The sequence below is a fragment of the Streptomyces maremycinicus genome (genome assembly GCF_001184025.1).
GTDB lineage: Bacteria > Actinomycetota > Actinomycetes > Streptomycetales > Streptomycetaceae > Streptomyces > Streptomyces maremycinicus.
On sequence record NZ_BBYG01000010.1, the window covers coordinates 422091 to 447912 of the forward strand.

The following is a 25822-nucleotide window of genomic DNA, read 5'->3' on the forward strand; positions in this document are numbered from 1 at the left end:
CCGTTCTGCGCGCGCCGGCCGGTCCGTCCGGGCGGCGACCACGCGCACGACCGCTTCCGTCCCGCCTACCCCGGGAGGCCCCGAACAGCCCGGGGGCCGGGGAAGGACGGCGCGCGTCCTTCCCCGGCCGGGGCGTACCTGCCGTCAGGACGGGGAGAGTTCCTCGCGGACCGTGCGGGCGGCGGCCACCAGGTTCTCCAGCGAGGCCCGGGTCTCGGGCCAGCCGCGGGTCTTCAGGCCGCAGTCGGGGTTGACCCAGAGGCGCTCGGCGGGAATGGCCCGCAGGCCGGTGCGCAGCAGTGCGGCGGCCTCCTCGGCGCTCGGGACACGGGGCGAGTGGATGTCGTAGACGCCCGGTCCGGCCTCACGCGGGTAGCCGTGGGCGGCGAGCTCACGGGCGACCTGCATGTGGGAGCGGGCGGCTTCGAGGCTGATGACGTCGGCGTCGAGGTCGTCGATGGCCTGGACGACGTCCCCGAACTCGGCGTAGCACATGTGGGTGTGGATCTGGGTGTCCGCACGCACGCCGCTCGTGCTGAGGCGGAACGCCTCGGTGGCCCAGGCCAGGTAGGCCGGACGGTCGGCGGCCCGCAGCGGCAGGGTCTCGCGCAGCGCGGGCTCGTCCACCTGGATCACCGAGGTCCCGGCCCTCTCCAGGTCGTCGACCTCGTCGCGCAGGGCGAGGGCGACCTGTCGGGCCGTGTCGCCGAGGGCCTGGTCGTCGCGGACGAAGGACCAGGCGAGCATGGTGACCGGCCCGGTGAGCATGCCCTTGACCGGCCGCGCGGTGAGGGACTGGGCATACGTCGTCCAGCGCACGGTCATCGGTCCGGGGCGGGAGACGTCGCCGGCCAGGATCGGCGGGCGGACGTGACGGGTGCCGTAGGACTGCACCCAGCCGTGTTCCGTGGCCAGGTACCCGGTGAGCTGCTCGGCGAAGTACTGGACCATGTCGTTGCGTTCGGGCTCGCCGTGCACGAGGACGTCCAGGCCGGCCTTCTCCTGGAAGGAGACCACCTCCTGGATCTCGGCCCTGACGCGCTCCTCGTAGCCGGCGGTGTCGACGCGGCCGGTGCGCAGGTCGGCGCGGGCGGTGCGCAGTTCGCCGGTCTGCGGGAAGGAGCCGATGGTGGTGGTCGGCAGGAGGGGCAGGCCGAGGCGGGCCCGCTGGGCGGCGGCCCGCTCGGCGTAGGGCCCGCAGCGGCGGGCGTCGGCTTCCCGGACGGCGGCGGCGCGGGCACGGACGACCGGGTCGCGGGTGATCGGTGAGTTCGCCCGGGCGGTCAGGTCGGCGCGGTTCGCGGCCAGTCGGCCCGTGATCGCGTCGGTGCCGAGGGCCAGACCCCGGGCGAGGGTGACGACTTCGGCGGTCTTCTGGCGCGCGAAGGCCAGCCAGCGCCGGATCCCCGGCTCGATGTCCCGCTCCGGGGCCGTGTCGAGCGGCACGTGGAGCAGGGAGCAGGAGGCCGCCACGTCGACCCGGCCGGCCAGCCCGAGCAGGGTGCCGAGGGTGGCCAGGGAGGCCTCCAGGTCGTTGATCCAGACGTTGCGGCCGTCGACGACACCGGCGACCAGCCGCTTGCCGGGCAGGCCGCCCGCGGCCGCGAGGTCGCCGAGGTTGGCGGCCGCGGCGCCGGTGAAGTCCAGGGCGAGTCCGTCGACCGGAGCCTTGGCCAAGACCGGCAGGGCCTCGCCGAGCCGGTCGAAGTAGGAGGCGACCAGGAGCCTGGGACGGTCGGACAGGGCGCCGAGAGCCCGGTACGCGCGGGCGGCGGCGTCCAGTTCGGCCGCGGTGCGGTCCTGGACGAGGGCGGGCTCGTCCAGCTGTACCCACCCGGCGCCGGCCGCGCGCAGGTCGGCGAGGACCTCGGCGTACACCGGCAGCAACCGGTCCAGCAGGGTGAGCGGCTCGAAGTCCGCGGGCGCCCCCGGGGCGGGCTTGGCGAGCAGCAGGTAGGTGACCGGGCCGACCAGCACCGGGCGGGCGCTCAGCCCGAGGGCGAGGGCCTCCCCGAGTTCGGCGACCTGCTTGGCCGGATCGGCCGTGAACTCGGTGTCCGGGCCCAACTCGGGCACCAGATAGTGGTAGTTGGTGTCGAACCACTTGGTCATCTCGAGCGGTGCGACGTCCTGGTCGCCGCGCGCCATGGCGAAGTAGCCGTCGAGGGGGTCGGCGGCCACGGCGGCACGGTGCCGGCCGGGGATCGCGCCGACCATGACACTGGTGTCCAGGACGTGGTCGTAGTACGAGAAGTCGCCGGTCGGGACCTCGTCGAGCCCGGCGTCGGCGAGCTGCCGCCAGTTGGCGGCACGCAGTTCGGCGGCGGTCGTCCGGAGGGCGTCGGCGGTGACCCGGCCCTTCCAGTACCCCTCGACGGCCTTCTTCAGTTCCCGGTTCGGGCCCTGCCGGGGGTAGCCGTACACGGTGGCCCGTGCCGCCGGGGCCGCGGACTTCGCTGTCACGGAAATCTCCTTCGCGAGATATCTCCCTGGGGTCCCGGGACGGGACGCGAGCGCGAAGGGTGACGAACCGGACGGGCCCGATCTCGCGCCTCATGGCGCGGTCGCCCGACCGATCTGTACGCCGACCCGCCCACGAGGTCACCGGGACATCCGCGCACGAGTGGGTCGCACGCGGGCAACGGGCAGGTCTTCGGACTCACGGGCACGTCTCACCGTACGGAATGCGTACGAGACACCTACTGGCCGTCGCTTCCCAGACCCTGTTCGTGGGTCCAGTGCGTATGACGGCGGTCGTTCCCGCTCACCGCTGCGGGGCAGTCCCGGATTCCCACCGGGTTCCCTCTTACGACGCGTCCCGCCTGGCGGACGGGGCGAACCAGCTGCGCCCACCACCCTACGGGTTGTCGCTCCGCGCCGCGGGAAGGGTCGAGCATCCGTCGAGCGATGCGGCACCGGCCACCGGCCCCGTCGGGCTCGAGATCCACGCCCGCGCAGCGGCAGCAGCGCGCACCACGGGCCGACCGCGGCGGTGGACCGCGCAAGCGGACACGGCCCGGGACCCGCGCCTCCGTGGTATGCGGGGCGCGATCGCGGGTACCTGCGCACGTGAACGGGGGAGCGAGGGCGAGGCACGTGGAATCCGATGCCGAAGGTGACGGCAGTGCGGGACGGGACGGGTACCTGATGCGCTCCGGGTACGTCCTGGACGCGGACGACGGCTGCATCGCGGACGCCCGCCACCACGCCGTCGCCTTCCTCGGCCAGGCCCATGCCCACCGTCGGCTGCCGGAGCCCGCACGCGCGCGCGACCTCACCCAGCTCGTGGTCAGCGAACTGGTCACCAACGCCCGCAAGTACGCCCCCGGCCCCGTTCTGGTGGAACTGCGCCTCACCGCCCGTGCGGTGGAGGTCGTCGTGTGGGACAGCGACCCCACTGTTCCCGTGGCACGGGCCGGCGATCCGGGCAGGGTCGGCCAGCACGGTCTGGAGATCGTCAAGGCGGTCACCGAGGACCTCTTCATCGAGCAGGAGCCGGCCGGCAAGCGCGTCACCGCGCGCATCGCCCTGAGGGAGACGACCCGCGAGGCCCCCACCCGGGCGTGACGCGTCGTACTCCGGCGGGCGTCACCGGATGCGGTGCGTCTCCCAGAAGGGGCGCAGGTCGACGTCCGTCAGGGACTGGGCGGCCTTCTTGAAGGCCGCGGTGCTGGAGACGCCGTACCAGTGGTCCCGGACGTACCGGTGCAGCAGACGGGCCATGGTGTCGGCGCCGAGGGTGCGTTCCAGGTCGGCCAGGGCGCAGGGGCCGGCCGTGTAGAGGAGGTGGTACTCGCCGCGGTGCCGCGACCAGTAGGCCATCGAGGCGGTCAGCGCGGTCTCGTCGTCGGGCCACTGGACGTCCGACCAGCAGCCGTCGGTCTCCCAGCCGTAGAAGCGGGCGTTGGCGTACTGGGCGAAACTCTCGTCCAGCCACGGCGAGCCGTACTCGTCGTTGCCGACGACGCCGTACCACCACTGGTGCGCCACCTCGTGGACGACGGCGCCGCCCTCCTCGGTGGTGCCGAGCAGGACGAGGCCCGGGTACTCCATGCCGCCGCCGAACCCCGCGGTCATCACGAGGTCGATCTCGCCGTACGGATAGCGGCCGAACTCCCGGCCGAACCGGTCGATCGCGGCGACGGCGTCCGCGCGGTTGAGCCGCACGCCCGCGTCAGGGGTGTCGGCCGCCCAGTACGACCTCACCCGCACACCTCCGGGCGTGGTCTGCGTCGCCGTACGGAACGGGCCCGCGGCCCACGCGAAGTCCCGCACCCGCTCCGCGACGCTGACGGTGACCGTACGGCCGGGGCTCCCGGGGACGGCCCGGGTACGACCCGTCGCGGGCACCTCCAGGGCCGACGGGTGGTCGAGACGTACGTGGAAGTCGCCGGTCAGGGCGTAGAAGCTCTCGCCGAGCGCCACATACGGGTCGAGGTGCCATCCCCGCGCGTCGTGCACGGCGAGCACCGGCAGCGCGTTGCCGAGGAAGCGGTGGGCGCCCTCCCGGCCGAAACGGGCGTTGCGGTCGGGGACGGTGAGGGAGACGTCGAAGGAGACGGACGTCCGCTCGCCGCGCCCGAGCGGTTCCGGCAGGTCGATGCGCAGTGCCGTGCAGTCCACGTCGAGCGGCCCCGGTGCGCCACCGGTCACGCGCGACACGACGACGGGGGAGGGCGCTGCGGGCGTGCCGCACTTGTCCTCGCCGTTTCCCCACAGCCGCAGGTACACCTCGCGCAGGGGCCGATCGGACGCGTTGCGGAACGACACCCGCTGCCGACCGCTCCAGTGGCCGCCGTCGGCGTCGGAGCGCAGGGCCACGTCGTAGCGAGGGCGATCCGGCGTCGCCGCGCCCCCGGACATCCCGGCCCCGGACATCCCGGCCCCGGAGGTCGTCGCACCGGCCTCGTTCACTCCGGCGCCGAGGGCCGCGAGCAGCACGAGCAGGACGAGCGACACGACGGACAGACGGCGGCCGGGCCCGGACGGCCCCACGGCTGACGGCGACATGCCAGCCGATACTGCCACAACCCAACGCCCGGAGAGCCTGCTCGGGGCGTCCCCGGCGCGGCCGGTCTCCTCCGTCACGCGCCGGGGGCGTCCGGTCGGACCCGACGGACGCCGGCCTCGACGATGCCCGCCTCGTAGGCGAACACCACTGCCTGGGCGCGGCTGCGCAGATCCAGTTTGGTCATCACCCGGTGCAGGTGCGTCTTGACCGTGGATTCGCTGACCCGCATGCGCTCGGCGATCTCCTCGTTGGCGAGGCCCTCGGCGACGAATTCGAGCACCTCGACCTCGCGGCCCGTGAGCATGCCCGTCGCGTCGGCGCCGGTCCCGGTCCCCGGCCACTGCCGTCGGCCGACGTGCCGCTCGACGAGCCGCCGGACGTGGGCGGGAGCCACCAGCAGGTCCGCCGAGAGGGTCGCCGTGACCGCGCTGAGAAGCTGCTGCGGCGGCATGTCCTTCAGCAGGAAGCCGCTGCATCCGGCGCGCAGGGCCGCGTAGACGAACTCGTCGTCGTCGAAGGTGGTGAGGACGACGATGCGCGGAGCCGGGTCGAGGCCGAGGGCGAGAATGCGCTCCGCGGCCGCGAGCCCGCTGAGCCGGGGCATCTTGATGTCCATCAGGATCAGATCCGGGTGGTGCTCACGTGCCGCGGCGACGGCCTCCACACCGTCCGACGCCTCCACGACCGGGCCGAGTCCTTCCACCGTGCGCAGCAGCGTGACGATGCCGGAGCGGATGAGGTGCTGATCGTCCACGACCAGGATGCGGGCCACAGCGCTCCTCGCAGATGCTCACGTCACGGATCGGCCGCCGCCGCGGTCCTGGCCCAGGGGAAGACTGAGCCGCACCCGGAACCCGCCCTCCGGGCGGGAACCGGCTGTCAGCGAGCCGTGCCAAATCTTGGCCCGTTCCCGCATGCCGATCAAGCCGTGTCCGGACCCGTCGGAAGATGTGGCCGAAAGCGGCCCGCCCCGGTCGAGGACGGTCACTCTCAGTTCGTCGTCCAGGTAGTGGACGGCCACCTCGGCGGTGGCCGACCCGGAGTGTTTCACCACGTTGGTGAGGGCCTCCTGGACGACGCGGTAGGCACACAGTTCCACTCCTGGATGCAGCGGCCTGCGCTCCCCCGAGAACCGGACCTCGACATGCAGGCCGGCCGCCTCCAGCCGCTCGGCGAGCGCGGGAATGCGGTCGACGCCGGCCAGCAGATCGTCGGGGACCGGGTCGGCCGGGTTCTCGGGACCGGACGTGTCGCCGAGATCGTAGGTGCGCAGTACGACGAGGAGCCGGCGCAGCTCCTCCAACGACTCCCGTCCGGCCGCGGCGGCGGTGCCGAGTGCCTCGCGGGCGGAGGGAGGGTCACTGAAGAACACGTACTCGGCCAGCCCGGTCTGCAAGGTGACGATCGTCATGTGCTGCGAGATCGTGTCGTGCAGCTCCCGCGCGATGCGGAAGCGCTCGTCCAGGACGGCCCGGCGGGCTTCCTGGCGCTGCTGCCGGTCGAGCAGGGCCGTCAGCCGCCGCAACTCGGCGTTGCGGTCGGCGAGACGGCGCTGGGTGAGCCCGACGGTGCAGGCGACGGCCGGCACGATCAGGGCCTGCACGGCCACGACCGGCCAGGGCAGCCGGCCGCACACCCCGCTGAGCGCGATGACCGCCGTGAGCAACCCGGTGCCGCACGCGATGCGGCCGCGTCCTTCCCGGGCCGCGACGGAGATGAACGCCACCGCCGGGACCCAGAAGTTGAGCGAGGGCTGGTATCCCAGCAGCAGATATCCGGCGAAGCCCGCCGTCGTGGTCACGAGCACGCCGAACGGCAGGTTCTCTCGCAGGGCGAGCGCCAGGGCGATCAGCAGGGTGAGCAGATACGCCCACAGGTCGAACGGCCGCCAGGCCGACGGATGGTAGAACGCCCCGGCCAGACAGCCGGCGAGGGCGAAACCGGCGGCGAGGGCGATGTTGGCCGGGCGCGGGCGGAACGCCTCCGTCGCGGGCATCCGGACATGGTAGACGAAGCCTCTCAACCGACCCGCCTCCTACGAGAGTCACGGACCGAGTCAGGAGGACCGGGTCAGGAGGACATGATGAAGTCCAGGGCGAAGCCGGAAGCGGTCGTCCAGTAGGTGACGCGGGCGCCGTCGTCGAACGCCACCTCGCGGGGCAGGCCGACGTCGATCGGACCACTCCCGTCGCTGCCGAGCTCACGGCCGTGGAGCAGCAGGGTGATCGTGTCCGTCTCGTACTGGTCCATCGGGACACCGGAGGCGAGCAGCGCGGCGTACGCCTCGTCGCCCGGAGCGAGGGTGACGGGCCCGGCCTTCGGGTCGCTGTCCTCGTACACGTCGATCGGGTAGCGGGCCTCGGCGTACGGACCGAGGAACAGGTGCGGGTAGTGGTGGACGGCGCACTTCTTGTCGCCGGTGTTGGTGACGGTGATGAGGAGATGCTTGGGGACCTCGCCCGCCCCGTCCTCGAGCGTGGTGCCGAACGAGAGGTCCGCCGCGGCGCAGGCCGGAGCGGCGGCGGCACCGCTGCCGCCGCCGCTCCCGCCGCCGGTGGCGCCCCCCGATCCGTCGCCACCGGTGCCCGAACCGCCGCTCGGCGTCGCCGGACCCGATGCCCCGGGCGTGCCGGAGCCCGTCGCACCCGGCTGCGCCGGGCCGGTCGCGCTCGGCCGGTCCGAGGCGGTGGAGTCGGCGCCGTCCGCCTCGCCCGGCTCGCACCCCGCGGACACGAGCATCGCGCCGACCGCCGCGGCCCCCACGGCACAGGACTTCCAGCGGTCGGGCCTCTTGGACGTCCTACGGTTCTCGCGGACAGAGATGTTCATGGTGTTCCCCCGTGGTCGGCCGTTCCCGGCCGCTCTCGACTCCCGATGCGCCGGCAGGTCGTCCCGGCGCTACCGAGGCTAGGAGAGCGAGGGTGCCGACGGCGTCCGGCGGAGAGCCGGATGCTCCGTCGACTTCCGGTGCGGTGGACCTCCCCGGCGTAGACCTCTGCCCGACACCGGGGTCAACCTCCGGTGGAAGCGGGCGTGGTGCCTCCACCTCTGGTGCGGGCCGTACCGGGCTGCCCCGGCCGTCGTCAGGCGGGGTAGGGAACGGCCTCGCGAGCGGTCCGCAACGCCCCGGCCCACCAGGAGAGCTGGTCGAGCAGCGTCTTGGCGTACCCGGCGACCTGGGGGTCCAGCGGCCGGCCGTCCTGCCACGCCGTGTAGTAGTTCGGAAAGGCCAGGCCGTCGCGGACGGTCACCGCGTGCAACTCGGTCAGCACGTTCTCCAGATGCAGTACCGCGTGCCGGCCGCCCGCCGCTCCGCCGTAGCTGACGAAGGCGACGGGCTTGGCCGTCCACTGGGTGAAGTGCCAGTCGACGGCCGCCTTCAAGGAGGCGGGGTAGCTGTGGTTGTACTCCGGCGTGACCACGATGAACGCGTCGGCACGCTCCAGCGCCGACGTCAGCGCCGCCATCCCGGCCGGACGGGGATAGTCGTCACCGGCGTACTTCGGGGAGGCCGCGGGCAGGGCGAGCGGGATGTCGATCCCGGCCAGATCGACGACCTCCACGTCGAAACCGCCGTGCAGACGCGCCTGTTCGGCGACCCACGAGGCGACGACCGGGCCGAACCGTCCCTCCCGGACGCTTCCCACGATGATCACCAGCTTGTGCTTGTCGTTGTTCATGCCCACCACGATCGGGCCGCACCGCGGCCGCAGCCAGACCGTGCCCAGGCTGGCCCCCACAGGGCCACGCTGAGCGCCGCGCCCTCGGCGGTGGGCGCCCTATCCTCCTTGCATGGGCACGCCGTTGGGAGATTTCGTCCGGGCCAAGCGCGACAGCATCCAGCCGCGGTCGCTGGGGCTGCCCGATCGTGGCCGCCGCCGGTCACCGGGGCTTCGGCGGCTGGATCTGGCCGCGCGAGCCGGCATCAGCGTCGAATACCTGACCCGCATCGAGCAGGGCCGCGACCGCCGTCCCTCGTTGGCGGTCATCCACGCGCTGGCCGACGCTCTCAGCCTCTCTCCCTCGGAACGCGACCATCTGCGCTACCTCGCGAAGATCACCGGTGGCGAATGCACCGCGCACTCCCAGCCCGTACCGCCGACCCGGCAGGTGCGGCCGTCGGTCCTCGAGACGCTGCGCCTCCTCGAACCGGGCATCGCCGTGGTCACCAACCGGCTGGGCGACATCCTGGCGCACACCGGTGCGTACGAGGCGGTGACCGGCGCGTCCGGACTGCTCGACGGCGACCACCCGAACCTCACCCGCTACGTCTTCACCGACCCGCGCGCCCGCACCTTCTTCACCGACTGGGACGACATCGCCGACGAGCAGGCGTTCGACCTGTGGCTCGGGCCGTCCGTCGAGAACTCCGAGTGGCTGACCGCGCAGCTCGCGGCCGCCGCCGGACCCGAGTTCACCCGCCGCCGCAACCGCCATGTGGTGCCACCCCGTGGCGTCCTCCGGCTCCAGCACCCCGCCGGACCCGAGATCCGGCTGCGCCGCGAGACACTCGAACTCCCCTCGGACGCCCAGCAACTCGTCGTCCTCCTGCCCGCGGACGAGGAGACGGCCCAGGCCGTCGACCGGCTCCGCCGCCGACCGCACGGCCGGCTCCGCGCCATCTCGTGACCGGTGGACGCCCGGGCCGCCGGGGCAGTTCCGGAGAGGGTGGGCCCTGGGCTGTGCGAGGCCGCGGCACGAGGTGAGGCGATATCCCGGCGAACCGGGGTAGCCGCCAGACACACGGCGGTCGGACGCCCATCCCGCAAGGAGAACCATGCTCGCACTCACCTCCCGTCGTCTGCGCGGCACCGCCCGTCGGGTATTCGGCTGGCAGCAACTGCGTCCGGCCCAACTGAGCGCGATGAAGGCCGTGATGAAAGGGCGTGACGTACTCGCCGTCATGCCGACCGGTGCGGGCAAGTCCGCGGTGTACCAGGTGCCCGCGGTCCTGCTGGGCGGCCCGGTCGTGGTCGTCTCGCCGCTGATCGCGCTTCAGCGCGACCAGATGCAGAGCCTGCTCGGATCCGGCGCGCTGCGTGCCGCCGCCATCAACTCCGCGCAGCGCCGGAGCGACAACGAGACGGCATGGGCCCGCATCAGCGCCTCTTCGGTCGACGTGGTCTTCCTCGCTCCCGAGCAGCTCGCCAAGCCGGAGGTCACGGACCGGCTCGCCGCCGTCCGGCCCAGGTTGCTGGTGGTGGACGAGGCACACTGTGTGTCGTCCTGGGGACACGATTTCCGGCCGGACTACCTGCGGTTGCGCCAAGCACGCGAGCGGCTCGGCAACCCGCCGGTTCTCGCCCTGACCGCGAACGCGGCCGCCCCGGTACGCCGGGACATCGCCGAACGGCTCGGCATGCACGACCCGGTGGAGACAGTGGCCGGCTTCGACCGTCCCAACATCGACCTGAACGTGTCGACCTTTCAGGACGCGGCCGCCAAGGAGCGGTTCGTCGTGGAACGGGCGGCCGTCGAGGAGAAGCCCGGAATCGTGTACGCGGGGACGCGGCGGGCGGCGGACAGCTACGCCGAGCAGTTGAGCGACCTGGGACTCTCCGCCGAGAGCTACCACGCGGGCCGGTCCGCCGCCGAACGCGAGCGGATCCACGACCGGTTCAGCTCCGGTGAACTCGACGTGGTCGTGGCGACCTCGGCGTTCGGGATGGGCATCGACAAGGCGGACGTACGGTTCGTGCTGCACGCCTCCGTTCCCGGTTCGCTCGACGCCTACTACCAGGAGATCGGCCGCGCCGGCCGCGACGGGGCACCGGCCAGGGCGATCCTCGCCTACCGCCCACAGGATCTCGGACTGCAACGCTTCTTCGCCGCCGGCGCTCCCGACGCCGACGCGCTGCGGCGCGTCGCCCAGCGGCTGCGCGACGAGGAGGGCCCCTTGGGCGCGACCCGGCTCCGCGCGGACTGCGATCTCGGCGCGACGGCCCTGTCCGCCGTGCTGAACCTCCTGGAGGAGGCCGGGGCGGTCCGCACCGGACGGAACGGCAGCCGCTTCACCGGCGCGGTCCGCACCGACGGCGCCTCCGCGGACGACGAGATCGACGCCGCCGTCCGGAGCGCCCTCGCCGTGCACGCCACCCACCGCAAACTCGAGCAGTCCCGGGTCGACATGATGCGCGGGTACGCCGAGACGACCGACTGCCGTCGGCGGTTCCTCCTCGGCTATTTCGGCGAGTCCGTCCCCGTCCCGTGCGGGGCGTGCGGCAACTGCACGGGCCCGGTGTCCGAGTTCGCGGCCGGGCCCGGGCGCGAGCGGTCCCGGACCGCCGGACGGCCGCACAAGGCGGCCGCGCGGCAGCGCCGGTGGACCCGGGCCGGTGCACGCGCGGGCGCCATGGCGGCTGCCGGCCGGACGACGCAGACCGTCGCACGGCCCGCCGCGGACGATCACGCCTATCTGCCGGGCGTCCGTGTGCGCCACGACCGGTGGGGTGAGGGCGAGGTCATGAGCGAGGGCGACGGCAAGATCACCATCTTGTTCGAGTCGGTCGGCTATCGCACCCTGTCGCTGGCCGTGGTCACGGACAAGCAGTTGCTCGCCGCGCTGCCCGACTCACCCCGCTGACGCCGGACCCGCGGGTCCGGCGCCCGGAGATGCCACCCCGCCCGTCGCCCCGCCCCTCGCCGCGCCGTCGGCCGCGGTCGGAGGACGAGGCGCTCCGAACCCGCAGCCCGGGGGTCAGCGCACGCGCCCCCGCGGCTTCAGCGGGGTCGGCGGCAGTTCCGGGGCGCGCAGGGGTGCTCCGTCGTAGCCCTTGACCTCGCCGAAGCGGGTACCCGTGGTCCAGTCCTCGCGGGCCTGGGTGATCTCCTCCTGGGACCGGCCGACGAAGTTCCACCACATGACGAGCTCCTCCTCGAACGGCTCGCCGCCGAGGAGCATCAGGGCCGCGTCGGACTCGGCCCGCAGGGGCAGTTCGGTGCGGCCGCAGCCGAGGTAGAGCATCGAGCCGGGCAGCACGGGCACGCCGTCCACGTGCGCCTCGCCGGACATCGACAGCACGCCGTACTCGAAGTCGGGGTCCAGCGGCAGCCGGACGTCCGTGCCCCGGGCCAGCGCCAGGTCGGCGCCGACCAGGGGGGTGTACGTCGTGCCGGGGGAGGTGGAGCCGTCGAGGGTGCCGAGGAGCACGGTGGCGGTGAGACCGGGGGCGGCGACCGTGGGCAGCTCGGCGTGGTGCTCGAAGTGGGGGTCGGTGTGCCGGTGGGCGTCCGGCAGCGCGACCCACAGCTGGGCGCCGTGCAGGAACCGGGCGTGCGAGCGCGGGCTCTCCTCGGAGTGGCTGATCGCCCGCCCCGAGGTCATCAGACCGAGTTCCCTGGGCCGGATGGTCTGGAGGCTGCCGGTCGAATCGCGGTGCAGCACCTCGCCCTTGTGCAGCCAGCTGACGGTCTGGAGCCCCATGTGCGGATGCGGCGGGACCTGCATGCCGGGCTCGTCGGCGATGTCGTCGGGGCCGTAGTGGTCGACGAACGCCCAGGCGCCGATCATGCGCCGGCCGAGGTTGGGCAGCAGCCGGCGCACCTCGGTGGACCCGCCGAGCTTCACATGCCGAGGGCTCAGCAGTTCGCGCACGGGTTCGGCGACGACGAATCCACGGCCGCCGCACAGACTGGGTACGGGGGCGCGGTCAAGGTTGCTCATGCGGTCAACCTAGCGGTCGGGTGCGGCGTCGCGCACACGGAGCGGCACCGGGTCGGCGTGCCCGTCGGCGGCGGATCAGTCGGCCAGGGTCGCGGCGAGGTCCGAGGTGGCCCGCACGATGTCGGTGTCCTGCTCGGCGAGCAGGTGACGCAGGACGTCGCGCTGCGCGCGGACGGCGTGCCGGGCGGCGCGTTCCCATGCCACGTAGTTGTCGGGGTGGTGCAGCAGCTTGGGGTACGCGACGGCGGTGGTCTCCCACTGCCGGGTGTCGGCGATGCTCTTCAGCAGGCGCAGGATCTCCGCGCGGCAGGTGACCTGGGGGAGCCGGACCAGTTCCCAGAGGAAGGGCACCGTGGCGGCCGTCGCCTCGTCGACGACGAAGCCGAACTGGCAGATCCGGCGGCGCAGTTGCCCGAGCGCCGAGTCGGCGCTGTCGGCGTCGCCGCGGGCGAGGGTGGTGAGCAGGAGGGGGATGCCCGCCGCGGAGCCGGTGGAGTCCTTGATCTCGGGCCACGGTATGTGTCCCAGGTCCTCGAGCGGTGCGGGTCTCTTGGTGGCAGTCATGTCAGGTGTGGGATACCGGGTCGGGGTCGGGGCAGGGACGGGTCGGCAGCATCGCCCAGACGGTCTTGCCCACGGGGGCGCGCCTGGTCCAGCCCCAGTGGTCGGAGAGGGCCTCGACGATGTGCAGTCCGCGGCCGTGTTCCAGCAGGGCGTCCGCGGTGCGCGCGTGGACGGGCAGGCTGTCGCTCGGGTCGGTGACCGCGCACACCAGGTGCGCCCGGCGCAGGGTGAGCCGGAGGCGTACCGGGAACTCGTCGGTCGAGGCGTGCGGGAGGGCGTGCAGGACGGCGTTGGCCGCCAGTTCGGTGACGACGGTGAGCGCGTCGTCGGTACAGCGCTCCAGGGACCAGCAGTCCAGGGTGCGCTGGGTGAACTCCCGTGCCTGGGCGAACCCCTCCCGGCTGCCCCTGAGGTACAGGGCGGCTGTTCTGGGGGAGTCGCGGACGAAGACGGACTCGTGGCTCCGGATATGCGCAGGTGATGACACGGGGCATCTCCCTGAGGCGGCGTCAGGACAACGGGTTGGAACTGCGGTTGACGGCATGGCTATTATCCACGCTGACGAGGTCCTCGTGCAATTTCACGAGAAATTGCGCGTACGAAGCGAGGAGAGTGCAGTGTCGTCAGTGTCGAACGGAGTACGGGCGAGTTCGCTGGGCGTCCGCTGGATCAAGAGCAGTCACAGCAACGCCGAGGGCAACTGTGTCGAGGTCGCGGCCCTGGACGGGGGTGGTGTCGCACTGCGCAACTCCCGTGATCCCGACGGCCCGGCGCTCGTGTACACGCCGGCCGAGGTCGCCGCGTTCGTGGCCGGGGCGAAGGGCGGGGAGTTCGACCACCTGGTCCGATAGGGCTCGGTTGAGGCCCAATTCCCCTGCCGCGTGCGGTCGGAGGGCATCGGGTGCGATACTGCGGTCTGTCGTCTGCCGGTCCACGGGGAGTCAGGATGTCCGTCGAGTCACCTCGAGTGTCCCGCCTCGAACCGTATCTGAACCGGGCCGAGCCTGCCCCGACCTTGCTGAAAATGCTGGTCGGCGTGCAGCTGACGGGTATCCGGGAGGATGCCGGCCTCTCCCAGGACCAGGCGGCGCGGGCCGTCGGGTTCAGCCCGGCGAAGCTGTCACGCATCGAGGCGGGCAAGGGCCGCAAGCCGCCCGTCGAGGCGGACGTCCGCAAGCTGCTGTCGCTGTACGGGACGGACGACCACGAGGCCTCCGTGCTGCTCCGGCTGCTGCGGCAGGCGGGTGAGCCGGGCTGGTGGCAGCGCTACGACAAGCGGCTCATGCCCGAGTGGTTCGACCGGCTGGTCGGTCTCCAGGAGGCGGCCACCGCGATCCGTACCTTCGAGATCCAGTACGTGCCGGGCCTGCTCCAGACCCCCGCGTACGCGCGCGCCGTCGTCGAGCGCGGGCTGCCCTCGGCCACGCCCCGGGAGGTCGAGCGGCGGGTGGAGCTGCGGACCCGGCGCACCGAACTGCTGCGGCGGCCGGACGCCCCGCAGGTGTGGGCCGTCCTCGACGAGTCGGTGCTGCTGCGGGTGCTGGGCGGCACCGAGGTGATGCGCGAGCAGCTCGACCACCTCGTGGAGCTGGCGCAGCAGCCCCATGTCACCGTCCAGGTCGTGCCGTTGGACGTGACGCACGCCTCCGCGCCGGCCATACCGGTCACCTACCTGCGGTTCGGCGGCGTCGATCTGCCCGACGTCGTCTATCTGGAGCAGATCAGGAGCGCGACCTTCCTGGAGGACCGGGACGAGACGGAGGAGTACCGGGTCGCGCTGGACCGGCTCGCGGACGAGGCTCTCGACCCGCGTGCCTCCATGGCGCTGCTGAAGAAGACGGCGCGGCAGCGCTACGCCGCCGCTCCCTGAACCGACGCGGCTCAGCCGAGGCGGCTCAGCCGACGCGGGCGACCCCGCCGAACTCGATCCACTCCTGCGTGAGCTGGCGGGGCACGACCTCGGTGTCGGGCCGCCAGGTGGAGACCTCCACCAGTCCCGGGTCGAGGATCTGCGTGCCCTCGAAGAACGCGGCGACGTCCGCCTCCTGACGGACCCGGCCCCAGTGGCCCTGGGTGGCCTTGTCCATGAAGTCGGTGACGAACTCCCTGACCTTCGGGTCCTCGCTGACCAGCTGACACATCACCAGGAAGCTGCCCGGTGCCAGGCGTTCGGTCACCCGGCGGACCACGGCCTGCGGGCCGTCGGTGTCGCTGTCCGGGATGCAGTGGAAGACCGAGTTGAACAGCACGGCCACCGGCTGTGAGAAGTCGATCAGGCGCCGGGTGTCCTCGTGCGCGAAGATCGCCTGGGTCTCCCGCATGTCGGCGTGGATGACGGCGGTCCGGTCGTCCTGCTCCAGCAGCGCCCGGCCGTGCACCAGCACCATGGGGTCGTTGTCGACGTAGACGACGTGCGCGGTCGGGTCGACGCGCTGGGCGACCTGGTGCACGTTGTCCTGGGTGGGCAGGCCGGAGCCGTGGTCCAGGAACTGCCGGATCCCGAACTCCTGGGTCAGGGTCCTGACCACCCGCTGGAGGAAGCGGCGGTTGTTCAGCGCGAGGGCGCGGGTGCTCGGGACGACCTTGTCGAGCTCCTCGCAGGCCGCGCGGTCGGCCGCGTAGTTGTCCTTGCCGCCCAGGTAGTGGTCGTACATGCGGGCGGCTGTGGGGACGGCCGCATCGATCGACGTGGACAGCTGCTTGCCAGGCTGCATCTCTTCCCCCGGAAGGCCTCCGTGCCACGGACTGGCGCGGTCGACAACACATCCTAGGGAAGCGGCAATTGGCGACACCACCCCTTGATCGACGGTTCCCCTGAAGGTGTCCGCCCGCGGCGTCCGAATCTGGACTGCTGGTCCAGCTCCTGGACGTATGGTCTAATCATGGTCATGATGTCCCAGGAGAGCGAGCAGGACGTGATCCTGCGTGCGCTCACCCCCGTCGTCGACGGCATCGCGGCCACGTTCGGGCCGGTGTGCGAGGTGGTGCTGCACGACTACCGGCGGCCGGACCGGTCCGTCGTCGCCGTGGCCGGATCGGTGACGGGCCGCACGGTCGGCGGGGCGATGAGCGAGATCGGCATGCGGGTCCTCGCCCGCGGCGACGACGCCGCCGACGAACTGAACTACGTCACCCGCACCGGCGCCGGGCGGCTGGTGAAGTCGTCCACGATGGTGCTGCGCGACTCCACCGGCTCGGTCTTCGGCGCGCTGTGCGTCAACGTGGACGTCACCGAGGTGGACCGGGCGCGGGGTCTGCTGGCGGCGCTCGCGGGGGCGGCCGGCGGCGCGGCCGAGGTGCCGGTGACCACCTTCGGTGACGACATCGACTCCGTCGTGGACGCCCTGCTCGACGATCGTCTGCGGCACCAGGGCCAGACCTGGGCCGGCCTGGACCGGGCGCGGCGCCTGACGCTGTTCCGCGGCCTGGACGAACGCGGTGTGTTCGCGGTGCGCCGCGCGATCGAGCAGGTCGCCGCCCGCCTCGGCATCTCCCGGGCCTCCGCGTACAGCTACCTCTCCCAGGCCCGAGCCACCCACCCGACCGGAGCCGACCGCGCCGAGGACACCGGCGACCCCGCCGCCACTGTCGGCACCGGCGGTACCGGCGGCACCGGAAGTACCGCGAGCACCGACGACAACCCCGAGGGAGCACATCCGTGACGACCACACCTCCGCCGATCACTCTCGACGACGTGCGCGACGCGGCCGCCCGGCTCAAGGGCGTCGCGCACCGCACGCCGGTGCTCCGCTCCCGCACCCTGGACGCGCTGGTCGGCGCCGAGGTGCTGCTGAAGTGCGAGAACTTCCAGCGTGTCGGCGCCTTCAAGTTCCGAGGGGCCTACAACGCCGCCTCCCGGCTGGCCCCGGAGCAGCTGGCCCGGGGCATCGCCGCGTACTCCTCCGGCAACCACGCCCAGGCCGTCGCCCTGGCCGCGCGGGAACTCGGCACCACCGCCGTGATCGTCATGCCCGAGGACGCGCCCCGCTCCAAGCGGGCGGCGACGCGGGGCTACGGCGCCGAGATCGTGACCTACGACCGGTACACCGGCGACCGGGTGGCCATCGCCGAGGCGCTGGCCGCCGACCGGGGCCTGGCGCTGATCCCGCCCTACGAGCACCCGCACGTCATGGCCGGCCAGGGCACCGCCGCGCTCGAACTCCTCGAGGAGGCGGGCGAACTGGACGCCCTGCTGGTGCCGGTCGGGGGCGGCGGACTGATCGCCGGCAGCGCGACCGCGGTCAAGGGGCTGCGACCGGCCACCCGGGTCGTCGGGGTCGAACCGGAGGCCGGGGACGACACGAAGCGGTCGCTGGAGGCGGGCCGGCGGGTCGAGATCCCGGTGCCGCGCACCATCGCCGACGGCCAGGCCCTGCACACACCCGGCGAGCTGACCTTCTCGGTGAACCGGCGGCTCGTGGACGAGATCGCCCTGGTCGGCGACGACGAGATCCGCGCGGCCATGCGGTTCGCCTTCGAACGCCTGAAGATCGTCGTGGAGCCGAGCGGCGCCACCCCGCTCGCCGCCCTGCTCGCCGGGCGGGCCGGCGCCCTGCCCCGGCGGGTCGGGGTGATCATCTCCGGCGGCAACGTGGACACCGCACGCTTCGCCGAACTGTGCGGCGGTGGCTGAGCGGTCCCTACCACCGATTGGCGGGCCCCGCGAGAGGGGCGGAGGATGGAGGAGAGGGGCTCGGCCCCCGACCGGCGACGCCCAGGGCCGCCGGGGAGACCGGCCCCGGCCGTGGTCAGGCGCGGCCGGAAGGAGGAGCGTCATGATGGAAGTGAAGGCGCTCGAGAAGCCGGACGAACGACGTGATTTCCCCAGAGGGCACCTCGAGGCCGTCCATATGACGGGGCTCGACTTCGCCGTGGCGACCTTCGAACCGGGCTGGCGCTGGTCCGAGTCGCTCGCGTCCCTCGCGGGCACCCCCACCTGCCAGATCCACCACAACGGCTATGTGGTCCAGGGCCGTATGCACATCACCATGGACGAGGGCGGCGAGGGCGAACTCGGCCCCGGCGACGTCTTCGTGGTGTCGCCCGGACATGACGCCTGGGTCGTTGGCGACGAGCAGTGCGTGGTCTACGACTTCGCCGGGGCGATGGCCAAGGACTACGCGAAGGCGCAGTAGGACAGCGGCGGCCGGATACCGCTAGACCGGGAGCAACCGGCTCACCAGGAGGCCGAGTTGGTGGGCGTTGCGGCACTCGTGCATCGCGACCGCCCCGGCGTACTCGGGTGCGGCCGAGTCGCCGGTGCCCCACAGGGAGCGCGGCTCCGGGTTCAGCCAGTGCACGTGCCGGGCCTGCCCGGCGATCCGCCGGAGCGCGGCCAGGTTCGGGTCGCTCATGTTCGTCCGCGCGTCGCCGAGCAGGAACACCGTGGTGCGCGGGCCGACCGCCGCACCGTACCGCTCGACGAACTCGCCCAGGGCGACGCCGTAGTCGCTGCTGCCGTGGTAGCCGGTCAGGGTCGCCTCGGCCCGGATGCGGGCGCCGAGGCCCTCCGGGTCCGCCGCGCCGTGTTCGAGGAGGCCGGTCACCTCGTCGATCCGGTTGACGAAGGCGAACACCCGGACCTTGCTGAACTGGTCGTGCAGCGCCTGCACCAGCAGCATCGTGAAGTCGGAGAAGCCGGACACCGATCCCGACACATCGCACAGCAGCACCAGTTCGGGCCGGGCCGGACGCCGGCGGCGCAGCACCGGCCGCATCGGCACCCCGCCCGTCGAGAGCGAGCCGCGCAGGGTGCGCCGCAGGTCGATGGTGCCCCGGGCGGCCCGGCGGCGGCGCGCGGCCATCCGGGTCGCGAGCTTGCGGGCCAACGGCTGAACCGTCCGCCGCAGTTCGGCCAGCCGGTCCTTCCCGGCGTACAGGAAGTCGACCCGGTCGGCGGTCGGCGCCACCGCCCGCCGGGCGATCTCGTCGCGTCCCCGCCGCTCCGCCACCCGGCGCCGCGCCTCCCCGGCAACCAGCGAGCGGAAGGACTCGATGCGCCGCCGGATCTCGTCCTCGAGGAGCCGGTCGGCGAATCCGGCGTCACCGCCGCGGGCCCGGAGATCCTCCCGCACCCGCGCGAGCAGCGTCTGCGGGCGCAGCCGTTCCAGTGTCTGGTACGACGACCAGCCGTCCGCGCCCGGTGAACTCCCGTACCCGCCCAGCCCGTCGACCGCCTCGATCGCCAGCCGGGCCAGCATCGCCGCGTCGTCGTCGGCGAGCGCGGCGGCCAGCCGGTCGCGCAGGTCGTCACGGTCGCCGGGCTCGCCCGCGGGGGCGCCGACTCCGTGCGGGAAGTAGAGATCGAAGACGGTGTCGAACACCCGTCGCTGGTCCGGGGAGTGCAGCAGGGTGGCGGCCAGCCCCTCGCGCAGCAGATCACGGTCCGCGAACCCCAGGGCCGCCGCCGCCTCGGCGGCGTCCACCGTCTCGCCGGTGCCGACGCGCAGGCCGTGCGCGCGCAGCGCGGCGACGAGGCCGACCAGACGGTCTGCGGCCTCGGCGCTCACACGGCGTCCAGATCGAGCTTCGCACCGGCCTTGAGGATGTCGTCCTGGTGCTTGAGGATCACACCCAGGCTGTCGCGCACGACGTTCTCGTCGAGGGCGGTGGCGCCGAGCGCGAGCAGGGTGCGCGCCCAGTCGATGGTCTCGGCGACGGAGGGCGCCTTGCGCAGGTCCATCGCGCGCAGCGCGCCGATCACCCGGACCACCGACTCGGCCAGCGCGGCCTCGATCCCGGGCACCTTCAGCCGGACGATCCGCCGCTCCAGCTCCTCCTCGGGGAAGTCGATGTGCAGGAACAGGCACCGGCGGCGCAGCGCCTCCGACAGCTCGCGGCTCGCGTTGGAGGTGAGCACCACGAACGGGCGGCGGGAGGCGGTGATCGTGCCGAGTTCGGGGACGGTGACCTGGAAGTCGCTGAGCACTTCGAGGAGCAGTCCCTCGACCTCGACGTCGGCCTTGTCGGTCTCGTCGATCAGCAGGACCGTCGGCTCGTCACCGCGGATGGCGGCCAGCAGCGGCCGGGGGAGGAGGAACTCCTCGCTGAAGATGTCCGTGCGGGTCTCGTCCCAGGTCTCGTCCCGGCCCGCGCTGATGCGCAGCAACTGCTTGGCGTGGTTCCACTCGTACAGCGCACGGGACTCGTCGACGCCCTCGTAGCACTGGAGCCGCACCAGCCGGGCGCCCGCCACCTGGGCCACGGCCTTGGCGAGTTCCGTCTTGCCGACGCCGGCGGGCCCCTCCACGAGCAGCGGCTTGCCGAGCCGGTCGGCGAGGAAGACGGTCGTGGCGACGGCGGGGGAGGCCAGGTAGCCGCTCTCGGCGAGCCGGGCGCGGACATCGTCGACGGACGTGAACAACGGGGCCTCCCGGGCGTTCGATCGTGGGCGGTGCTCGATCCGTCCACTATCTAAGCGCTTGTTCACCTCGCTTGTCGATGTTGCCGGTGTGGCCGACGGCGGCGGGGGCGTCAGGGGCGCCGGGGTTGTCGGTGGCTCCCGGTACGTTGCGCCCATGGGTGTGTATCTCGTGGACGTGAGTGCGGACGACTGGTCGACGGCGGGGGAGGAGGGCCACGGAGAGGTGGCCACCGCCCTGAACACCGAGCTGGCGCGGCGCGGCCTGCCGCCGTTCGCCCCGGAGGGCGGCGGGGCCCCGGGCCGGTTCGAGGAGAAGCTGAGCCCGCCGATGGACGGCTTCGACGCGCTGTGCCGGGAGCGGCTGACCCCCCAGGAGCGGCACGCCCTCCTCGACTGGTCGGTGCTGGTCCCGTTCGCCCTGGACGAGGCCGTCCCGCTGCCCGTCGGCTCCGCCTACACGGACGAGACGCTGGTCGTCGCGGCGCCGTACGTCCTCGCGCTCGCCGAGCGGCTGGCCGGGGCCCTCGGTCTGCCGCTGGACCTCGTACCGGCGAGACCCGGCAACCTCGAACTGACCTTCTGGTTCCTGGAAGGCGAGGCGGAGGAGGCCGCCGCCACCCGGCCGGGCCCCTGGGCCGAGGACCTGGCCACGGCGTTCTACACCGCGCTCTACCTGCGCGCCGCCCAGCACTCGCTTCGGCACGGCCGCCCGATGACCTACTGCTGAGGTCACCGGAGCGCGGCCGCGCCGCGCCGCGCCCCCTGCGGGAAGGTGCCCGGCGCATGCCCCAGAACGCGTTCCACCCGGGGGCAGGGACTCCTGGGGAGCTCAGCCGACCAGGATCACCTCGAGGGTGCGCGGGCCGTGCACTCCCTCCACCCGGTCCAGCTCGATGTCACTGGTCGCCGAAGGACCCGAGATCCATGTCAACGGGCGGGCGGGATCGAGGCGTTCGAGGGCCTGCGGCACGGACGACACCACCTGCTCGGGGACGCGCACCACACAGATGTGGTGGTCCGGGACCAGGGTGATCCGGCGCCGCCCCTGGTCGGGGCCGCCGTCCAGCACGATCGTCCCGGTCTCGGCGACCGCCACCGCGCACGCCGTGACCACACTGTCCACCCGGTCGAGTTCGTGCGCGCCGCTCTCCACCCGGTCCGCCACCCGCGCGACCTCCGTCTCGGTCAGCCACGCCTCGTCGAGACCGGGCGGCACCAGCACGGTCGCCGCCTTCCGCTCCGCGAGCAACCGGGCCAGCAGGGACGGCAGTTCGTCGGCACCGCAACGGTGCACGAGGGCGCGGTAGTCCGCCAGGTTCTCCGCCAGCAGCGCGACCGTCTCCTCGGCGCTCCGGGCACCGTGCTCGCGCAGATAGTCGCGCGCGACGGCTTCCTCGTACGGGGGCTCGTCCCGCGGTACGTCGGCCAGCGCGCGCCGCACCCGGCCCAGGATCCTTTCCCTGCTGCTCATTTCGCCGTCCCCTCGTCGCCGGTCCCGCCGTTCGTACGCTGCCACCAGTCGCGGAACGGCTCCGCGGGCACCACCGGCAGATCCCGCGTGCCGCTCCACGCCCTGCCGGGGCCGGGCAGCGTACGCGGATGGAGCCGACGGGTCCGGGACGCCAGCCGCTGACCGGCGCGCAGCGCGCCGGGCCGGCCGAAGGCCCAGCGCGCCGCCCGCATCGCGGCCCGCTCGGCGCCGTGGCCCTTGGCCGGCTTGAGCACCACCTTGTTGCCCTCGCGGGTGACCGGGCCGCCCTGGACGACCCGCTCCCGCAGGTGCACCAGTACCTCCGGGATGTCGATGGCCACCGGGCACACCTCGTAGCAGGCGCCGCACAGCGACGAGGCGTACGGCAGCGAGGCGTCGATCTCGCTCCCGGTACCGCGCAGCTGGGGGCTGAGGATCGCGCCGATCGGGCCCGGATAGACCGAGCCGTAGGCATGGCCGCCGGCCCGCTCGTACACCGGGCACACGTTCAGACAGGCGGAGCAGCGGATGCAGCGCAGGGCCTGCCGGCCGACCTCGTCCGCGAGGGTGTCGGTGCGGCCGTTGTCCAGCAGCACCAGATGGAAGGTCCGGGGACCGTCGCCGTCCGTCGTGCCCGTCCAGGTCGACGTGTACGGGTTCATGCGCTCGGCCGTCGAGGACCGGGGCAGGGTCTGGAGGAAGACCTCCAGGTCCCGCCAGGTCGGAACGATCTTCTCGATGCCGACGACGGAGATCAGCGTCTCGGGCAGGGTCAGGCACATCCGCCCGTTGCCCTCGGACTCCACGACCACCAGGGTGCCGGTCTCGGCGACCATGAAGTTGGCGCCGGAGACGCCGACCTTGGCGCGCAGGAACTTCTCGCGCAGATGCAGACGTGCGGCGTCGGCGAGTTCGGCGGGGGTGTCGGTCAGCCCCTCGGGGGCGGGGCGGCCCCACTCGCTCATCTCGCGGGCGAAGATGTCCCGGATCTCCCCCCGGTTGCGGTGGATCGCGGGGACCAGGATGTGCGAAGGCCGGTCCTTGCCCAACTGCACGATGAGCTCGGCGAGGTCGGTCTCGTAGGCGCGGATGCCCTCCGCCTCCAGCGCCTCGTTGAGCCCGATCTCCTGCGTGGCCATCGACTTGACCTTGACGACCTCCGACTCGCCGGTCTCCTTGACCAGGTCGGCCACGATCCGGTTGGCCTCGTCGGCGTCGGCGGCCCAGTGCACGACGCCGCCCGCCGCCGTCACCGACTCCTCCAACTGCACGAGATAGCGGTCGAGATGACGCAGCGTGTGGTCCTTGATCCGCTTGCCCGCCTCCCGCAGCTCCGCCCAGTCGGACACCTCGGCCACGGCGGCCGCCCGCTTGGCGCGGATGGTGTGCGTGGCGTGCCGCAGGTTGGCGCGCAGGGTCTGGTTGCCGACCGCCTCGTGCGCGGCCTTCGGGAAGGCCGGCATTCCTACGAACGTCCCGCTCATACGGCCGGGTCCTCCTCCGTGCTCGCCAGGATCTCCGCGATGTGCACGGGCCGCATGGCCGTCTCCAGTCGGGTCATGGTCCCGCCGATGTGCATCAGGCAGGAGTTGTCCGCCGCGCACAGCACCTCGGCGCCCGTCGACTCGGCGTTGCGCACCTTGTCGGCGCCCATCGCCGCCGAGACGTCGGCGTTCTTCAGCGCGAAGGTCCCGCCGAAGCCGCAGCACTCGTCGGCCCCCGGCAGCTCCACCAGTTCCAGCCCCCCGACCGCCTGGAGCAGCCGCCGGGGCCGCTCGCCGAGACCCAGTCCCCGCAGCCCGTGACAGGTCGGGTGGTACGTCACCGTGTGCGGGTAGTACGCGCCGACGTCCGTCACCCCGAGCACGTCCACCAGGAACTCGGTGAGCTCGTAGGTCTTCGGGACCACCGGCGCCAGGGTGGCCGCGAGGGTGTCCCCGCGCCCCTCGGCCCGAGCCCGCTCGCCCATCCGTGGATACAGCTCCCGGACCATCGCCCCGCAGGACCCGGAGGGCGTCACGATCGCCTCGTACTCCCCGAAGACATCGGAGAAATGCCGGGCGAGCGGCTCGGCCTCATGGCGGTAGCCGGTGTTGTAGTGGGCCTGGCCGCAGCAGGTCTGGGCCATCGGGAAGTCGACCTCTACCCCCAGCCTGGTCAGGAGTTTCACCACAGCGCGGCCGGTGTCGGGATAGAGCGTGTCGTTGACACAGGTCAGGAACAGTGCGACACGCATCGCGGCTCCTTGGGGGTAGGTCATCGGATGAGTGCAGACTAGTCCGGTGCGGGGGCCCGGGGGAGACCCCGGCTCACCGCGTGGCGAGCCGGGCCTCCGCCTCGCGCCACCGCCCGGCGTCGCCCCGCGGCGTGTAGCGCGTCAGGGGCTGCGTACGGGCGAGCAGCCGGCGCAGATCGGCACGGTCGCCGACCAGTTGGTGCGTCCGTGCCTGGACGAGCACGTTGCCGAGGGCGGCGGCCTCCGTCGGACCGGCCACCACCGGCAGCCCGCAGGCGTCGGCGGTGAGCTGGCACAGCAGCGCGTTACGGGTGCCGCCCCCGACGATGTGGACGACGTCCACGGGGTGGTCGGCGAGCCGCTGGGCCTCCTCGACGGCCCGCCGGTGGGCGAGGGCGAGCGAGTCGAGGATGCACCGAGTGATCTCCGCCGGCGAGACGGGCACCGGCTGTCCGGACGCGCGGCACGCCTCGGCGATCCGTTCCGGCATCCGCCCGGGCGCCAGGAAGGCGGCGTCCCCGGCGTCCACCACCGAGCGCAGCGCCGGCACGGCGGCAGCCTCCCGCAGCAGCCCGCCCAGATCCGGGTCGCCCCAGGCCCGCAGGCACTCCTGGAGGAGCCAGAGCCCCATGATGTTGCGCAGGTAGCGGACCGTGCCGTCGAGACCGAGCTCGTTGGTGAAGTTGGCGGCCCGGCTCTCCTCGGTGAGCACGGGCGCCGTCAGCTCCAGGCCGGCCAGCGACCAGGTGCCGGTGCAGATGTAGGCGAACCGCTCGCCGGTCGCCGGGACGGCGGCCACCGCGGAGGCGGTGTCGTGCGAGCCGACCGTCGTCACCGGCACGGGCCCGGTCAGGCCCGTCTCCTCCAGCACCTGCGCCCGCAGCAGCCCCGCCGGATCGCCGGGCCGCCGCAGCGGCGCGAACAGCTCCAGGTCGATGCCCAGCCGGGAGGCCACGTCGTACGACCAGTCGCCCGTCGCGGGATCGATCAGCTGGGTGGTGGAGGCGTTGGTGAGTTCCGTGCCCTGCTCGCCCGTCAGCCAGTAGGACAGCAGGTCCGGGATGAGCAACAGGCGCCGGGCGTGCTCCAGCTGGCGTGTGCCGCGGGCCGCCGTCAGCTGGTACAGGGTGTTGAAGGGCGCGTACTGGAGGCCGGTGGCCGCGTACAGCTCGGCCGCCGGCACGGTCGCCCACACCTTCTCGGCGACGCCCTCGGTGCGGGCGTCCCGGTAGTGCACCGGGTTGCCGAGCAGCGCCGAGTCGGCGTCGAGCAGGCCGTAGTCCACGGCCCAGCTGTCGATGCCGACCGAGTCCACCTGACCGGCCGACCGCAGCCCGGCGAGCACCCCCGCGTACAGGGACAGCACGTCCCAGCGCAGCCCCTCGGGAACCCGGACCGGCCGGTTGGGGAAGCGGTGTGCCTCCACCAGTTCCAGTGAGTCCGGGCCCACCCGGCCGACCATGACGCGCCCGCTCGACGCGCCGAGGTCGACCGCCGCGTACGACCGCACGGCC

25 protein-coding genes and 1 riboswitch are annotated in these 25822 nt (G+C 72.9%); of the genes, 9 read left to right on the plus strand and 16 right to left on the minus strand.

Going from position 1 to position 25822, the window contains the following annotated elements; all coding sequences use genetic code 11:
• Window positions 1–144 precede the first annotated feature (144 nt).
• Entirely contained in the window at window positions 145–2463 is a 2319-nt protein-coding gene (gene metE / locus AOQ37_RS09460; protein ID WP_062643196.1) for a 5-methyltetrahydropteroyltriglutamate--homocysteine S-methyltransferase, read from the minus strand.
• Window positions 2464–2627: 164 nt separating this feature from the next.
• Window positions 2628–2859: riboswitch (cobalamin riboswitch) on the minus strand.
• A 237-nt stretch (window positions 2860–3096) separates the two neighbouring features.
• On the opposite strand from metE, the gene AOQ37_RS09465 reads away from it, so the two are divergent.
• Window positions 3097–3567, plus strand: a complete 471-nt coding sequence (locus AOQ37_RS09465) for an ATP-binding protein (RefSeq protein WP_062643198.1) — start codon at window positions 3097–3099, stop codon at window positions 3565–3567.
• 21 nt (window positions 3568–3588) lie between these two features.
• On the opposite strand, the gene AOQ37_RS09470 is transcribed toward AOQ37_RS09465, so the two are convergent.
• The 5 genes from AOQ37_RS09470 to AOQ37_RS09490 form a co-directional block, all read right to left on the minus strand.
• Window positions 3589–5010 carry a M1 family metallopeptidase gene (locus tag AOQ37_RS09470; RefSeq protein ID WP_062643200.1) on the minus strand — a complete coding sequence of 474 codons (1422 nt, stop codon included), beginning with the start codon at window positions 5008–5010 and terminating at the stop codon, window positions 3589–3591.
• A gap of 74 nt (window positions 5011–5084) precedes the next feature.
• Entirely contained in the window at window positions 5085–5783 is a 699-nt protein-coding gene (locus AOQ37_RS09475; protein ID WP_062643201.1) for a response regulator, read from the minus strand.
• 18 nt (window positions 5784–5801) lie between these two features.
• The gene (locus AOQ37_RS09480) at window positions 5802–7007 is read right to left on the minus strand and encodes a sensor histidine kinase (protein ID WP_062643596.1); all 1206 of its coding nucleotides are present in this window, start codon (window positions 7005–7007) and stop codon (window positions 5802–5804) included.
• A 74-nt stretch (window positions 7008–7081) separates the two neighbouring features.
• Window positions 7082–7840, minus strand: a complete 759-nt coding sequence (locus AOQ37_RS09485) for a DUF4232 domain-containing protein (protein ID WP_234436848.1) — start codon at window positions 7838–7840, stop codon at window positions 7082–7084.
• Between the two features lie 254 nt (window positions 7841–8094).
• Entirely contained in the window at window positions 8095–8691 is a 597-nt protein-coding gene (locus AOQ37_RS09490) for an NADPH-dependent FMN reductase (protein ID WP_062643598.1), read from the minus strand.
• 112 nt (window positions 8692–8803) lie between these two features.
• Here AOQ37_RS09490 and AOQ37_RS09495 point away from each other — a divergent pair, with 112 nt between their 5' ends.
• Window positions 8804–9640 carry a helix-turn-helix domain-containing protein gene (locus AOQ37_RS09495; protein ID WP_062643203.1) on the plus strand — a complete coding sequence of 279 codons (837 nt, stop codon included), beginning with the start codon at window positions 8804–8806 and terminating at the stop codon, window positions 9638–9640.
• 148 nt (window positions 9641–9788) lie between these two features.
• Entirely contained in the window at window positions 9789–11594 is a 1806-nt protein-coding gene (locus AOQ37_RS09500) for a RecQ family ATP-dependent DNA helicase (RefSeq protein WP_062643205.1), read from the plus strand.
• 114 nt (window positions 11595–11708) lie between these two features.
• Here the strand turns inward: AOQ37_RS09500 and AOQ37_RS09505 are convergent, their stop codons facing one another.
• From AOQ37_RS09505 to AOQ37_RS09515, 3 genes are all read right to left on the minus strand, one after another.
• Window positions 11709–12674 carry a pirin family protein gene (locus tag AOQ37_RS09505; protein WP_062643207.1) on the minus strand — a complete coding sequence of 322 codons (966 nt, stop codon included), beginning with the start codon at window positions 12672–12674 and terminating at the stop codon, window positions 11709–11711.
• Between the two features lie 75 nt (window positions 12675–12749).
• Window positions 12750–13238 carry a hypothetical protein gene (locus AOQ37_RS09510; protein ID WP_234436849.1) on the minus strand — a complete coding sequence of 163 codons (489 nt, stop codon included), beginning with the start codon at window positions 13236–13238 and terminating at the stop codon, window positions 12750–12752.
• A 1-nt stretch (window position 13239) separates the two neighbouring features.
• A complete protein-coding gene (locus AOQ37_RS09515) occupies window positions 13240–13725 on the minus strand; it encodes an ATP-binding protein (RefSeq protein WP_062643209.1) in 486 nt (161 codons plus the stop codon).
• 139 nt (window positions 13726–13864) lie between these two features.
• Between AOQ37_RS09515 and AOQ37_RS09520 the strand changes: the two genes are divergently transcribed.
• Entirely contained in the window at window positions 13865–14089 is a 225-nt protein-coding gene (locus tag AOQ37_RS09520; protein ID WP_062643211.1) for a DUF397 domain-containing protein, read from the plus strand.
• A 95-nt stretch (window positions 14090–14184) separates the two neighbouring features.
• Window positions 14185–15108: a helix-turn-helix domain-containing protein gene (locus AOQ37_RS09525; RefSeq protein WP_062643213.1), complete on the plus strand. Its 924-nt coding sequence runs from the start codon at window positions 14185–14187 to the stop codon at window positions 15106–15108.
• Window positions 15109–15133: 25 nt separating this feature from the next.
• Here AOQ37_RS09525 and AOQ37_RS09530 read toward each other — a convergent pair whose 3' ends face one another.
• Window positions 15134–15952 carry an SAM-dependent methyltransferase gene (locus AOQ37_RS09530; protein ID WP_062643214.1) on the minus strand — a complete coding sequence of 273 codons (819 nt, stop codon included), beginning with the start codon at window positions 15950–15952 and terminating at the stop codon, window positions 15134–15136.
• A 174-nt stretch (window positions 15953–16126) separates the two neighbouring features.
• On the opposite strand from AOQ37_RS09530, the gene AOQ37_RS09535 reads away from it, so the two are divergent.
• From AOQ37_RS09535 to AOQ37_RS09545, 3 genes are all read left to right on the plus strand, one after another.
• On the plus strand, window positions 16127–16900 hold the full coding sequence (locus AOQ37_RS09535; RefSeq protein ID WP_062643602.1) for a helix-turn-helix transcriptional regulator: 774 nt from the start codon (window positions 16127–16129) through the stop codon (window positions 16898–16900).
• On the plus strand, window positions 16897–17871 hold the full coding sequence (locus tag AOQ37_RS09540) for a threo-3-hydroxy-L-aspartate ammonia-lyase (protein ID WP_062643216.1): 975 nt from the start codon (window positions 16897–16899) through the stop codon (window positions 17869–17871). Before AOQ37_RS09535 ends, AOQ37_RS09540 begins: the two co-directional genes overlap by 4 nt.
• Window positions 17872–18013: 142 nt before the next feature.
• Entirely contained in the window at window positions 18014–18373 is a 360-nt protein-coding gene (locus tag AOQ37_RS09545) for a cupin domain-containing protein (RefSeq protein ID WP_062643217.1), read from the plus strand.
• A gap of 21 nt (window positions 18374–18394) precedes the next feature.
• Here the strand turns inward: AOQ37_RS09545 and AOQ37_RS09550 are convergent, their stop codons facing one another.
• A complete protein-coding gene (locus AOQ37_RS09550) occupies window positions 18395–19747 on the minus strand; it encodes a vWA domain-containing protein (protein ID WP_062643219.1) in 1353 nt (450 codons plus the stop codon).
• Window positions 19744–20601, minus strand: coding sequence for an AAA family ATPase (locus AOQ37_RS09555; protein WP_062643220.1), 858 nt, complete (start codon window positions 20599–20601; stop codon window positions 19744–19746). The genes AOQ37_RS09550 and AOQ37_RS09555 overlap by 4 nt, the downstream gene beginning before the upstream one ends.
• A 154-nt stretch (window positions 20602–20755) precedes the next feature.
• Here AOQ37_RS09555 and AOQ37_RS09560 point away from each other — a divergent pair, with 154 nt between their 5' ends.
• A complete protein-coding gene (locus AOQ37_RS09560) occupies window positions 20756–21328 on the plus strand; it encodes a hypothetical protein (protein ID WP_062643222.1) in 573 nt (190 codons plus the stop codon).
• A 102-nt stretch (window positions 21329–21430) separates the two neighbouring features.
• Here AOQ37_RS09560 and AOQ37_RS09565 read toward each other — a convergent pair whose 3' ends face one another.
• The 4 genes from AOQ37_RS09565 to AOQ37_RS09580 all read right to left on the minus strand — a co-directional run bounded on the left by AOQ37_RS09565 (window position 21431) and on the right by AOQ37_RS09580 (window position 25818).
• A complete protein-coding gene (locus tag AOQ37_RS09565) occupies window positions 21431–22072 on the minus strand; it encodes a LutC/YkgG family protein (RefSeq protein ID WP_062643223.1) in 642 nt (213 codons plus the stop codon).
• Window positions 22069–23556: a LutB/LldF family L-lactate oxidation iron-sulfur protein gene (locus AOQ37_RS09570; RefSeq protein WP_062643225.1), complete on the minus strand. Its 1488-nt coding sequence runs from the start codon at window positions 23554–23556 to the stop codon at window positions 22069–22071. The genes AOQ37_RS09565 and AOQ37_RS09570 overlap by 4 nt, the downstream gene beginning before the upstream one ends.
• Window positions 23553–24308 (minus strand): (Fe-S)-binding protein, encoded by a 756-nt coding sequence (locus AOQ37_RS09575; RefSeq protein ID WP_062643227.1) that lies wholly within the window; start codon window positions 24306–24308, stop codon window positions 23553–23555. The genes AOQ37_RS09570 and AOQ37_RS09575 overlap by 4 nt, the downstream gene beginning before the upstream one ends.
• Window positions 24309–24381: 73 nt before the next feature.
• Window positions 24382–25818, minus strand: a complete 1437-nt coding sequence (locus AOQ37_RS09580) for a rhamnulokinase (RefSeq protein ID WP_062643603.1) — start codon at window positions 25816–25818, stop codon at window positions 24382–24384.
• Between the last annotated feature and the right edge of the window lie 4 nt (window positions 25819–25822).